Below are 11,350 nucleotides of genomic sequence, written 5' to 3'. Positions count from 1 at the left end.
GGCCGATATGGGGATCGACACGGGCGACGATTTCGCCGTCAAGCTCCAGGACCAGACGCAGCACGCCGTGCGCAGCCGGATGCTGGGGCCCGAAGTTGATGGTGAAATTGCGAAGCTGTTCGGGTTGCTCGTTCATGATCAGACCTTCGGTCCCGCCTTCTCGTCACCGGGAAGCGGATAGTCCGCCCCTTCCCACGGCGAGAGGAAATCGAACTTGCGGAATTCCTGGTTGAGCCGGACGGGCTCGTACACCACCCGCTTCTCCTGGTCGTCGTAGCGAACCTCGACGAAACCGGTGGTCGGGAAATCCTTGCGCAGCGGATGGCCCTCGAAACCGTAATCGGTCAGCAGGCGGCGCATGTCGGGGTGCCCGACGAAGAACACGCCATAGAGGTCGTAGGCCTCGCGCTCGAACCAGTCCGCGCCGGGGAACACGTCGATCAGCGACGGCACCTGCGTGGTCTCGTCGGCCTGGGCCTTGAGCCGGATCCGCGCGTTCAAGGTCGGAGACAGGAAGTGATAGATCACGTCGAAGCGTTTTTCGCGCGACGGATAGTCCGCGGCCGTGATGTCGGTGAAGTTGATGAACCGGCATTTCGGATCGTCGCGGAGGTACTTGACCACCTCGACGATCTTGCTGACCTCGACATCCACCGCGAGCTGGTTGAAGGCAACCGAATGACCGATGGCGGCGCCCGGAAGCGCGCTAACGATCGTCTGCCCCAGGGCGTCGAGCTTGGCGTCGTCCATGACGTAAAACCTTAGCGTTCGATGGTGCCGGTGCGGCGGATCTTCTTCTGCAGCAGCAGCACGCCGTAGAGCAGCGCTTCCGCCGTGGGCGGGCAGCCCGGCACGTAGATGTCGATCGGCACGATGCGGTCGCAGCCGCGCACGACCGAGTAGGAGTAGTGGTAGTAGCCGCCGCCATTGGCGCAGGAGCCCATCGAGATGACGTAGCGCGGCTCCGGCATCTGGTCGTAGACCTTGCGCAGCGCAGGCGCCATCTTGTTGGTCAGCGTGCCGGCGACGATCATCACGTCGGACTGGCGCGGCGAGGCACGCGGCGCGAAGCCGAAGCGCTCGACGTCGTAGCGCGGCATCGAGACCTGCATCATCTCGACCGCGCAGCAGGCGAGACCGAAGGTCATCCACATCAGCGAGCCGGTACGGGCCCAGGTGATGAGGTCGTCGGTCGCGGCCACGAAGAAGCCCTTGTCGGACAGCTCGGAGTTGACCTCGAGGAAAAACGGATCGTTGGCGCCAACCGGCCTGCCGGTCGACGGATCAAGGATGCCCTTGGGGGCCGGCGCGACGACCGGGCCAGAGGACGTTGCAGGGTTCAATCCCATTCCAGTGCTCCCTTCTTCCATTCATAGGCGAACCCGACCGTCAGCACGCCGAGGAACACCACCATGGACCAGAAGCCGGTCGCGCCAAGCTTGCCGAACGCCACCGCCCAGGGAAACAGGAACGCCACCTCGAGGTCGAAGATGATGAAGAGGATGGCGACCAGATAGAAGCGGACGTCGAACTTCATGCGAGCGTCGTCGAAGGCGTTGAAACCGCACTCATACGCCGACAGCTTTTCCGGGTCCGGCTGCTGGAACGCCACGATGAAGGGCGCGATCAGCAGCACGAGGCCGATGAGGCCCGCTACCCCTATAAAGACGACGAGTGGAAGATAGTTCTGCAGAATGCCGCTCATTGACGAGCCCTTTTTCCCGCAGCCTCGGGACAGCCACGGATTCGTCCAGTTTGGAATTGTTCTGAGCCTTAGCGCAGTGCACCAATGGGCGCAAGACACGCTCTTTTTAGGCCCTTTACCGCCCCCAGAACGATAGAAATCCCGGAATCGCCCCGCGGCTGGTATGGAGCAGATCGCCAATCCCAGCAAGGGCGGCCACAGTTTTGCAGGGCAGCCGTTCGAGGATTGCGGCACACGGGCCGAGGCAGCTATTTGCCGCGTGTCGTCCGCGATAATTGCCCGGTTTTTTGGGTGCGGCAGCGCACCCAAACCCAGGCAATGACCAGCACCGGGGCTCCCACCGTCACCCAGGCGACATACTGGCCGACCGTTCCCCAGAGTAGCGCAGCCAGCAGGCCGGTGATGGTCGCAGCCGCGAGCAGGATGGGTGCAGCAAAGACACGTATCCACAGGCCCGAGCGGTCAGAGGAGCCATGCATCACGACGGGACCGGGGTTCGTCTGGCGAATGCGTCGCTCCGGGCGGGCGCGCGCTTGCGCCGCCGTGCCAGCCAGAGATAGAGGCCACTGCCGATCACAACGATCGTGAGAATGTCGAGCACGGCCCAGATCACCTTGAGCGGCATCCCGCCATAATCGCCGAAATGCAGCGGCTGCGAGATCAGGAGCGCCTGGAGATAGACCGGCAGCGCCCGGCTGTCGGCGACCTCCCCTGTTTCGCCGTCGAGCAGGACCGGCTTGAGCAGCCGCGCCGTCAGCGCCGTGTCGCCGCGCATGAAGGCGGCGAAGTGGTGCGAGGAGGTGAACGGCGTTCCCGGAAACGCGATGAAGGCAACCTCCATCCCGGGCGCCGTCTGCCTCGCGCGCGCCACAACATCGTCGAGCGAAGCCAGATGCGACGGCGGCGGCTTGCCGGCATAGGGCGCGACCATGCTGGCAAGCTCGGTGGCCTTCCACTGGTTGAGCATCAGCTCGGCCCAGGTGTTGACGACGCCGGTGAGGCCYACCACCAGTGCCCAGGCCACCGTCACGACGCCGATCAGATTGTGCCAGTCGAGCCAGCGCACGCGGCGCGAGGCGTGGCCGCGAATGGTGGCAAAGCGCAGCCGGCGGGTGAACGGCCAGTACAGCACCACGCCGGAGATGATGGCGATGGCGAACAGCAGGCCCATCCCGCCGAGGAACAGTTTTCCGGGCTGGCCGGCAAACATGTCGGTATGCAGCTTGAGCATGATCAGCATCGGCCCGATGCCGACCGGTCCGAGCAGCTTGGTCGACATCGCATCGAACGCGCGCACGGTCGTGTTGTCGGGCAGCCCGTTGACGGCGCTGTTGGTGAACGCGGTCACGATCCCGGGCTCGTCCTTGTCCCAGGCGATATATTGCAGCACCCGGCCGGGATCGGCGGCGAGCGCGGCGTCGGCGACGGCTTGCGTCGTCGCACGCGCCGCGCCCGCATGAGCTTCGGGCTGGGGGGCATAGCCCAGGAGCTCATCGATCTCGTGATGGAAGATCAGCGGCAGGCCGGTCAGGCAGAGCAGCAGCAGGAAGACGGTCGAGATCAGGCTGGTCCAGGTGTGGACCACGGACCAGAGCCTGACCGTGCGCGCCTTCACGAGGCCCTCCCCTCGCCGGTGCCTACCACTTGTAGGAGACGCTGGCGGTGACGCGCCGGCGGTCGCCGTAGAAGCATGACGAGGCCGCCGCGCAGCTTGCGACATAGATCTTGTCGGTCAGGTTGATCACGTTGATTGCCGTGCGCCAGTTCTGCCACTCGTAGTGGACCGCGAGGTCGCCGAGCACGACCGCGGGAACCTCGAGGGTGTTGGCGGCGTCCGCCCAGGAGGCGCCGACATAGCGCACGCCGCCGCCGAAGCCGAATCCCGCAAGCGGTCCGTCCTTGAATGTGTAGTCGGCCCAGCCCGAGACCAGGAGCTCAGGCGTGTTGGTCGGCGTCTTGCCGACCAGCGCCGGGTTCAGGTCCCTGCTGGTGAAGAGATGATAGGCCGTGAAGGCGCCGATGAACTTTAACTCCTTCGTCGCATTTGCGACCGCTTCGAGCTCGATGCCGCGCGAGGTCACCTCGCCGGTTTGGTTCTGCAGCGTGGTGATGATCGGATCGGTAGTGGGTACATTCTGGCGCTTCAGGTTGAACACCGAGGCAGTGAAGTAGCCATCAAATCCCTTGGGGGCGACCTTGACGCCGATTTCGGCCTGCTGGCCGGTCTCCGGCTGGAACAGCTGATTTTGCGCGTTGAGCCCGATAATCGGGTTGAAACTCGTCGCGTAGGAGATGTAGGGCGCGATGCCGTTGTCGAAATTGTAGATCAAGCCTGCGCGACCGCTGAACTGGCTGTCATTGTTGCTGGCGAGCGTCGCCCCAGTGTCACGGGCGGCCTGCGTCGTCTCGACCCAGTCGTTGCGGCCGCTCAGCACCAGCGTGAAGTTACCGAGCTTCATCTGGTCCTGGAGGTAGGTGCCGGCCTGCTTCTGCGTGATCAGGAAGTTACGGAACGGCGGGCCTGTGAGCGGGATGTTAATGCCGTAGACCGGATTGAGCACATTGATCGGAGGAACGGTGCCGAAGTTGAAGGCCTGATAGTCGTCGATCTGATAGCCCTTCAGATCGACACCGAACAGCATCGTGTGCCTGACAGGACCGGTGTTGAAGCGATATTCCAGCTGGTTGTCGAGATCGGCCTGGTTGGCGGTATCCTTCGCATACCAATTGTAGCGACCGAGAGAGGCCGCATTGATATTGTCCCAGCCGTTGCCGATGTAACCGCGATAGGTCAGGTCGATATGCGCAAATCGCGCATTCTGCCGGAACGTTAGATCGTCGGTGACATTGCGCTCGAACTGATAGCCGAGCATCTCCTGCTCGCGCGTGAACTTGTCGACGCTGGGATCGCCGGCGAAGAAGCTGGTCGGGATCTTGCCGAACGGCGCGTTGGTCACCGTGCCCTGGTAAGGCAGGAAGTTGATGCCGCGGGTGTCGGTCTTCGATGCCGACGCCAGAACCGTGAAAGTCGTATCGGCATCCGGCTTCCAGGTGAAGGACGGCGCAATGAAGTAGTTGTTGTCCGGCGTGAAGTTGACCTGCGTGTCGCCGTTCCTGATCTCGCCGACGACGCGGTAGAACAGCTTGCCGTCCTGGGGCTGCGTTGCAACGGGCCCGCCGACATCGAAGCCGACATAGGCGTTGCCGAAATTGTTGACGCCGGTCTCGATGTAGCGGATCGGCTCGGTCGGCGGCATCTTGCTGATGACATTGACGATGCCGCTCGGGCTCGATCCACCATAGAGCACCGCCGACGGGCCGCGTAACACCTCGACTCGCTCCATATTGGACGGCGGAAGCCGCCAGCTCGCATAGGCCGTGTAGAACAGCTGCGTGCCGTCGAGAAACAGTCCGATGTCGTCGGACTTGAAGCCGCGGATCAGCCACCAATCGTTGCGCGTGTCCGCACCGAAGGTGCCAGCCCGCACGCCGGCGGTGTAGCGCAGAACCTCGTCGAGCTTGGTCGCCTTCTGGTCGCGGATCTGGTCCGCGCCGATCACCGACACCGATTGCGGCGTCTCCATGATCGGCGTGTTGGTCTTAGTGCCCGACGAGCTGCGGTTGGCGACGTAGCCGTTCACCGGACCGCGCGGCGTCTCGACGAAGCCGACATTGCGCTGCTGAAGCGGTCTGCGGCTGGCGGCGGTCTCTACCGACGGCCGCGCCACGCGGCGGGCGGCCGCAGCAGGTGCGCGGCGTCGTGCTTCCGGCGCGTTGACGGTGACCGACGGCAGGTTTTGCGCACCGCCTTGCGCCGAGGACTGCGCAAGCGATGCCTGCGGTACCACTGCGAAAGCAGACGCGGTCGCCAAGACGACCGACCGCAGCATACGAAGACTGTTCAACGCGCACCCCAACATGTCTGTTTGCTTGCGTCATGCCGTCGTTCCCCCAACGGCAGGCGCTTGCAGTGACGCTTAGGTGAGCGCGCGCGAATTCCCTAATTGAAAACCTCTTAGAAGGGTTCTTAGAAATGATCCAACATTCCCGGAGATTTCCGAGAGATCAGCGTGAAACTTTCTCGGCTTCGAGCATCTTCTCGGCTGTCGCCGTGAGACGGTCGATCTGCGCCAGCAGCGTCTCGAACTCGTCCTTGCTCAACTGTTCGAGCAATTGCCGATTGCGCTCCTGCGCGCCTTCGACGATCGCATCATGCGCAGCGAGCCCTGCCGCTGTCAGCGCGACCAGCACCTCGCGGCTGTCCTTCGGGTTCGCCGACTTCGCGATCAGCTTGCGCGAGACGAGCTCCGCGAGCGCGCGGCTGATCTGGCCCTTGTCCTGGCCGACGGCTTCGGCGAGCCGCGCCACGCTCATCGGCGGACGGCGACCGAGCGAGGCGACGAGACCGAACTCGACCGAGGACAATCCGGCGAGGCGTTTGTAGCGCAGGATGGCGCCGCGCTTGAGCAAATTGGCGAGCACCATCAGCCGTGACGACAGCATCACGGTGATCGGCGCCGGCGAGTGGCTTTCGTCCGCATCGGGCGATGCGTGCCCGTCCCTGCTCGATGTCTGGCTCATGATCCACCTCTGCCAAGAAAGCCGGGGCGTGCCAAGCGCTGGTAGCGCAACCTCCCCAACCTGATTCCAAATGCGATTAAGAGGCATTCTGGAATATCGTTGACATTGTCATCGAATTATTTTTCACTGGGTCACCGCATCAAAACGACCCGGCCACCTAAGGCCAGCGGCGGGAGGAACAGCATGACGATGACCCAGCGGGATCGCGATCTCGGCACCGCCTATGCGATGAAGCCGGCGCACACGCGCACCGAACTCACCTCGGTCGTTCGCGGCACGCCGATGGGCGAGCTGCTGCGCCGCTACTGGCATCCGGTCGCGCTGGTCAGCGATGCCACCGACAGGCCGAAGAAGGTCCGCGCGCTCGGCGAGGATCTGGTGCTGTTCCGCGACAAGCACGGCCGTGTCGGCCTGCTCCATGCACGCTGCTGCCATCGCGGCACCACGCTCTATTACGGCAAGGTCGAGGAAGACGGCATCCGCTGCTGCTATCACGGCTGGAAGTTCGACGCCGAAGGCCATTGTCTCGAGCAGCCCTGCGAGCCCGACGGCGGCCAGTTCAAGGACAAGGTGCGCCAGCCCTGGTACCCAGTCGAGGAGCGCTATGGGCTGATCTTCGCCTATATGGGCCCGGCCGAGAAACGCCCGGTGCTGCCGGCTTACGAATGCCTGGAAAACATGGACGAAGGCGAGTTCGTCGAAGCCGACGATTCCTCGATCGGCGGCGGCGGCCCCGCGATCATCCCCTGCAACTGGCTACAGCATTTCGAGAACGTGGTCGATCCCTATCACGTGCCGGTGCTGCACGGCTCGTTCTCGGGGCCGCAATTCACTGACATGATGGCCTCGATGCCGGAGGTGAGGTTCGACAAGACGCCGCGCGGCATCGCCGTGCGCTCGATCCGCAAGCAGGACGACGGCAAGGTGTTTTATCGCGTCACCGAAGCGGCCCTCCCCACGCTCCGTGTCGTGCCGAACCCGCGCGTGGCGCAATTCGCCCGCGTCGAGTCGATCGGCTGGACGCTGCCGATCGACGACACCTCGTTCCGCATCTACGTCGCCGGCCGCGTCAAGACTTCCGGCGACATCGGCCGCATGCGCTCGAAGTTCAACGGCAAATTCTGGTGGGACATGACGGAAGCCGAGCACCAGCAATTCCCGGGCGATTACGAGGCCCAGGTCGGCCAGGGCCCGCAGACCATCCACTCCGAGGAGCATTTCGGCCAGAGCGACCGCGGCATCCTGATGATCCGGCGCATGCTGAGCGAGCAACTGGAGGCGATGGAGGCAGACCGCGATCCGATCGGCGTATCGTTCGACGCAAGTGCTGCGCCAGTCGAATTCGAAGCGGGGAATTACATCCGCGAAGGCTGAGTTTTTGGCGCGTTTTCTTCACGCAAACCGGTATCCACTTCGCTCGAAAACGCTCTCGACCAGCCTCACGAAGGGCTGGACCGGCAACGATAACAAAGACAAATTGGGGGGATGCGATGGTCGATGTGACGTCACAGATGTCGGTGCAGACGACTGCGGCGGCAAAGCCCCCGGCGCGGCGCTATTACGTGCTGGGCCTGCTCACCATCATCTATGCGCTGAACTTCCTCGACCGCACGATCTTCAACGTCCTGATCGAGCCGATCAAGAAGGAGTTTCAGCTCAGCGACACCATGATGGGTCTGCTCGCGGGCTTCGGCTTCGCACTGTTCTATTCCCTGCTCGGCATTCCCATCGCGCGCGTCGCCGACCGGCTCAACCGGCGCAACATCGTCGCGGTGGCCCTTGCGTTCTGGAGTGCGATGACGGCGCTGTGCGGGTCGGCCTCGAGCGTGACCTCGCTGGCGCTGGCGCGCATCGGCGTGGGCATCGGCGAATCCGCGGGCTCGCCCGCCTCGCAATCGATCGTCGCCGATCTCTTCACCAAGAACGAGCGCCCGCGCGCGCTCGGCATCTACGCCATCGGCACCTATCTCGGCGTCTTCCTCGGCTATTTCATCGGCGGCTACGTCAACCAGCACTATGGCTGGCGGATGGCGTTCTACGTCGCCGGCCTGCCCGGCATCCTGCTCGCATTGATTCTGTGGCTGACGATCTCCGAGCCGAAGCGCGGCGCGATGCAGGAGAGTTTTGTGCCCGAGCCRCTCGGGCCGACACTGCGCTTCCTGGCCTCGCAGCAGAGCTTCATCATCGTGCTGGTCGGCTTCTGCCTCACCACCTATACGAACTACGCAACGGCGGCCTGGATCCCGCCGTTCCTGGCACGCGTGCACCATCTGTCGAGCGCCGAGATCGGCACCTATGCCGGGACCTTCAAGGGGCTCGCCGGCATGGCCGGCACCCTGCTCGGCGGCTTCGTGGTGGCGCAAATCAGCCGCCGCGACGACCGCTGGAAGCTGTGGGCGCCGGCGATCACCTCGGGGCTCGCCGGCCCGGTGTTCGCGCTGTGCATGCTGACGCAGGATTTCGCGATGATGGTCGCCATGCTGGCGCTGACCTCGTTCCTGGTCGGCTTCCATCTCGGACCGATCTTCGCGATCGCACAGACGGTGGCCAAGCCGAGCATGCGGGCGCTCGCCTCCGCCCTGATCGCGCTCACAGCCACCTGCTTCGGCCAGGGCGTCGGCCCGCTTGCCGTCGGCATGGTCAACGACGCCCTGAAGGGCACTTATGGCGCGGACGCGGTGCGCTATTCCCTGCTCTCGGCGGCGGTCACGACCACACTGGGCGCCCTGCTGTTCGTCTGGGCAGCCCGTTCGATCCGGGACGATATCGGCCGGGCGGCCACCTGAGACCTGTTCCGGCCGCCAGCCCGGCGAAACCAAGCGGGCGTATTAATGAAACCATTTTGCGGAACCCGCGAAACCATCCGGAAACAGATGGTCCTTAAGACATGAGCCCATAGACGGCGGCTAAGCCCGTCGGGAGGCTTATATGAACCACTCAATTCACTCGGCTGATCGTGGCACCCACCTGAAGATCGTGGTGGTGGCGCTGGTTGCCGGTATTCTGGTCGCCGGCTTCGGGATCGCAGCCCGCACCAACGTCGATGACAGCCAGACCGCCCAATCGGCTCACGTGATCAAGGCCGGCAAGCCGGTGGCCGTGACCAGCGCAGGCACGTCAGAGATTCGCTGACACGCCCTGTTTCGGGCTGACCGAGGCCGCCGCCTGGCGGCCTTTTTCGTTTTCCAGAGCAATGCTTAGCCGATGCGTCCTGACAAAGCGCAACGTCCTTGACTTCACCAAGCCCCGCCTTTAAGTCCCCCCTCGTTCCGCGCGCTTTCAGCGAACCACGCGGGAGTAGCTCAGTTGGTTAGAGCGCCGGCCTGTCACGCCGGAGGTCGCGGGTTCGAGCCCCGTCTCTCGCGCCATTGTTTCAATGGCTTAGCGGTGGGTAACCCCCTCAGTTTCAACTTTCCCCACCACCGAGTTTCAACTTTCTGAGCTTGTTCTGTTCCGAACCGAGCAGTCTCCGGCCGATTCTGCGCGCCTCGTCCGCGGCCCGAACCGCTGCAATGTTAACTGGCATGTAGGTCTTCTGCAGCTTCCGGTTTTGGTCGATGCTGTTCGCCATCTTGGCGGCAATGGCCTCGACCGGCGCCCCCCCCCCGCATTCGCTTCGACCGCACCTGTCCGGCGCATGTCCATGAGTCGCCGCATCTCGCCCTTCCCGAAAACCGCCCGGCGCAGGTCCGCGAAATCGTCGATTAGCGAGTCCTTGGTGTATGGAACCGGAAGACGGGGCCGGCCGCCCTTTCCAGTGGGCTTGAAGCCCTTGGTCCGGAAGATCGGCGCGTCGTCGTGCAGGTCGTAGTCGAGTCCGGCGACGTACGCCTCCACAAGCCGCTGAGAGCGAGCGGTAAGCGTGCCTATGGCTGGCTCGCCGGTCTTAGCCCGATCGCTGGTAAACGCCATGTCGGTGCCGCTGGTAACGGCCTGAGCGGGCGTCAGGGTGCGGGCGTCCACTGGGGCAAAGCCGGTATCCCACGCAATTGCGATGATGCAGGCCAGCCCTCGATAGCCGGTGCGCCATCCCTCCTTGACGAGGCGAACCACTTCGCCCTCCTGCCAGGTCTCGGTGCGGCCGGGCACGCCAGTCTTTCGGATGATCTGTGACGGGTCCGCCTCGGGCAGGCAAAGCTTCATGCCAGCCAGGACGTTGTAGAGCGCCCTCCAGATCTTGAGCGCGCGGCCAGCCTCGCCAGCGCCCTTGGTGGCCTTGAGCTTCCCGTACCACCGGTCCAGCATTTCGAAGGTGACGGTCTTTGGATCGACGTCTCCAAAAACAGAATCGATATATTTCCAGCCACGGTCCCAATCTTCGCGAGTCCGAGGTGGCTTCGACTTCCATTCGTTGCTGCGGCGGAAGCGCTCAAAGCCGTCACCGACGCTCCCGATGGGATAGAGGTGGGCCGGCGCCTTCTCTAGCCCCTTGCGGGCGCGCTGGTAGCGCTCCTCCCATTCTTTAGCGATAGCCCAAGCATCCGGGCCGTCGTGTCCGCAGGACACGATCCCAAATCCCATGGCGCGCATCTTCGCGGTGGGAAGCCAGTAGCCGTGCTTCCCTTTGCGCACCACGTAATGCTTGAGCTTAATGTTTCCCAAGGTYCGCTAGTCGCTCCTCAAATACGTCTCGGGCATCAAGCGCCACACCGGATGATGCGCCAAGACCGGCGCGTCGATCCAGCCAAGCATCAATCGCCTGCAGGTCATAGTGACCCGTCACAGGGCACGCGGCGGGAAATCCGATACGCTGCAGGGCGGATAGTTTCGTGAGGAAGTCGAACTCGGTCAGGTGCAGGCGACGCGCAGCTTTCTGCGGCGGCACGAGGCGTGGGTCGACCGGGAAGCGAATGGAGCTTCCCCGAAGGTTATCGTTGGCGGGAGTGGGCAAGGTGCGCGCCCCTGAGAAAACTGCTCTGCTACCTCGCCGGCTGAAGCCGACGCACTTACTGATTGTATACATGGTCGCTTCGGAACAAATGCGGCACAAACCGACATTGCAATCGATTTGTAGTCGTTCGTGAAGAACTGGCGGCGGCGCCCGGCTCAAGCGGTGTTTCGAGC

At 63.7% G+C, this 11,350-nt stretch carries 11 protein-coding genes, 1 tRNA gene and 2 pseudogenes; 4 read left to right on the top strand and 10 right to left on the bottom strand.

Annotated elements, in window-relative coordinates:
- The 8 genes and pseudogenes from AB4Z51_RS42215 to AB4Z51_RS42180 form a co-directional block, all read right to left on the bottom strand.
- Positions 1-136, bottom strand: a pseudogene (locus AB4Z51_RS42215) (NADH-quinone oxidoreductase subunit D); the annotation flags it as partial.
- Between the two features lie 2 nt (positions 137-138).
- Positions 139-750 carry an NADH-quinone oxidoreductase subunit C gene (locus tag AB4Z51_RS42210; RefSeq protein WP_135216782.1) on the bottom strand — a complete coding sequence of 204 codons (612 nt, stop codon included), beginning with the start codon at positions 748-750 and terminating at the stop codon, positions 139-141.
- An 11-nt stretch (positions 751-761) separates the two neighbouring features.
- Positions 762-1,349 (bottom strand): NuoB/complex I 20 kDa subunit family protein, encoded by a 588-nt coding sequence (locus tag AB4Z51_RS42205; RefSeq protein WP_014494855.1) that lies wholly within the window; start codon positions 1,347-1,349, stop codon positions 762-764.
- On the bottom strand, positions 1,340-1,705 hold the full coding sequence (locus AB4Z51_RS42200; RefSeq protein WP_007603535.1) for an NADH-quinone oxidoreductase subunit A: 366 nt from the start codon (positions 1,703-1,705) through the stop codon (positions 1,340-1,342). The genes AB4Z51_RS42205 and AB4Z51_RS42200 overlap by 10 nt, the downstream gene beginning before the upstream one ends.
- Before the next feature lie 248 nt (positions 1,706-1,953).
- Positions 1,954-2,184 (bottom strand): hypothetical protein, encoded by a 231-nt coding sequence (locus AB4Z51_RS42195; RefSeq protein ID WP_063982974.1) that lies wholly within the window; start codon positions 2,182-2,184, stop codon positions 1,954-1,956.
- Complete coding sequence (locus AB4Z51_RS42190; RefSeq protein ID WP_135216781.1) at positions 2,184-3,320, bottom strand: PepSY-associated TM helix domain-containing protein; 1,137 nt, start codon at positions 3,318-3,320, stop codon at positions 2,184-2,186. Before AB4Z51_RS42190 ends, AB4Z51_RS42195 begins: the two co-directional genes overlap by 1 nt.
- 22 nt (positions 3,321-3,342) lie before the next feature.
- Positions 3,343-5,595, bottom strand: a complete 2,253-nt coding sequence (locus tag AB4Z51_RS42185) for a TonB-dependent siderophore receptor (protein ID WP_208089450.1) — start codon at positions 5,593-5,595, stop codon at positions 3,343-3,345.
- A 175-nt stretch (positions 5,596-5,770) separates the two neighbouring features.
- Positions 5,771-6,286, bottom strand: a complete 516-nt coding sequence (locus tag AB4Z51_RS42180; RefSeq protein ID WP_038943030.1) for a MarR family winged helix-turn-helix transcriptional regulator — start codon at positions 6,284-6,286, stop codon at positions 5,771-5,773.
- A 183-nt stretch (positions 6,287-6,469) separates the two neighbouring features.
- Between AB4Z51_RS42180 and AB4Z51_RS42175 the strand changes: the two genes are divergently transcribed.
- The 4 genes from AB4Z51_RS42175 to AB4Z51_RS42160 all read left to right on the top strand — a co-directional run bounded on the left by AB4Z51_RS42175 (position 6,470) and on the right by AB4Z51_RS42160 (position 9,654).
- Positions 6,470-7,660 carry an aromatic ring-hydroxylating dioxygenase subunit alpha gene (locus AB4Z51_RS42175; RefSeq protein WP_135216779.1) on the top strand — a complete coding sequence of 397 codons (1,191 nt, stop codon included), beginning with the start codon at positions 6,470-6,472 and terminating at the stop codon, positions 7,658-7,660.
- 116 nt (positions 7,661-7,776) lie between these two features.
- On the top strand, positions 7,777-9,072 hold the full coding sequence (locus AB4Z51_RS42170; protein WP_135216778.1) for a spinster family MFS transporter: 1,296 nt from the start codon (positions 7,777-7,779) through the stop codon (positions 9,070-9,072).
- 142 nt (positions 9,073-9,214) lie between these two features.
- Complete coding sequence (locus AB4Z51_RS42165; RefSeq protein ID WP_135216777.1) at positions 9,215-9,418, top strand: hypothetical protein; 204 nt, start codon at positions 9,215-9,217, stop codon at positions 9,416-9,418.
- 159 nt (positions 9,419-9,577) lie between these two features.
- Positions 9,578-9,654 (top strand) — tRNA-Asp (locus tag AB4Z51_RS42160).
- 61 nt (positions 9,655-9,715) lie between these two features.
- Here AB4Z51_RS42160 and AB4Z51_RS42155 read toward each other — a convergent pair.
- Together AB4Z51_RS42155 and AB4Z51_RS42150 are read right to left on the bottom strand one after the other, a co-directional pair.
- Positions 9,716-10,888 carry a hypothetical protein gene (locus AB4Z51_RS42155; RefSeq protein WP_441499533.1) on the bottom strand — a complete coding sequence of 391 codons (1,173 nt, stop codon included), beginning with the start codon at positions 10,886-10,888 and terminating at the stop codon, positions 9,716-9,718.
- A pseudogene (locus tag AB4Z51_RS42150) lies at positions 10,875-11,350 on the bottom strand (hypothetical protein); the annotation flags it as partial. The pseudogene AB4Z51_RS42150 and the gene AB4Z51_RS42155, both read right to left, overlap by 14 nt.

Origin of the sequence: Bradyrhizobium sp. 2TAF36, assembly GCF_052114925.1 — a bacterium.
GTDB classification, from domain to species: domain Bacteria; phylum Pseudomonadota; class Alphaproteobacteria; order Rhizobiales; family Xanthobacteraceae; genus Bradyrhizobium; species Bradyrhizobium barranii.
Note: the sequence above shows the minus strand (reverse complement) of the source record. Positions and strands in the feature narration are given on the sequence as shown.

Bases quoted from the DNA above. Each gene is read 5' to 3' on its own strand.
- AB4Z51_RS42175 (WP_135216779.1), top strand. From the start codon at position 6,470: ATGACGATGACCCAGCGGGATCGCGATCTCGGCACCGCCTATGCGATG.
- AB4Z51_RS42210 (WP_135216782.1), bottom strand. From the start codon at position 750: ATGGACGACGCCAAGCTCGACGCCCTGGGGCAGACGATCGTTAGCGCG.
- AB4Z51_RS42195 (WP_063982974.1), bottom strand. From the start codon at position 2,184: ATGCATGGCTCCTCTGACCGCTCGGGCCTGTGGATACGTGTCTTTGCT.
- AB4Z51_RS42180 (WP_038943030.1), bottom strand. From the start codon at position 6,286: ATGAGCCAGACATCGAGCAGGGACGGGCACGCATCGCCCGATGCGGAC.
- AB4Z51_RS42205 (WP_014494855.1), bottom strand. From the start codon at position 1,349: ATGGGATTGAACCCTGCAACGTCCTCTGGCCCGGTCGTCGCGCCGGCC.
- AB4Z51_RS42185 (WP_208089450.1), bottom strand. From the start codon at position 5,595: ATGCTGCGGTCGGTCGTCTTGGCGACCGCGTCTGCTTTCGCAGTGGTA.
- AB4Z51_RS42200 (WP_007603535.1), bottom strand. From the start codon at position 1,705: ATGAGCGGCATTCTGCAGAACTATCTTCCACTCGTCGTCTTTATAGGG.
- AB4Z51_RS42165 (WP_135216777.1), top strand. From the start codon at position 9,215: ATGAACCACTCAATTCACTCGGCTGATCGTGGCACCCACCTGAAGATC.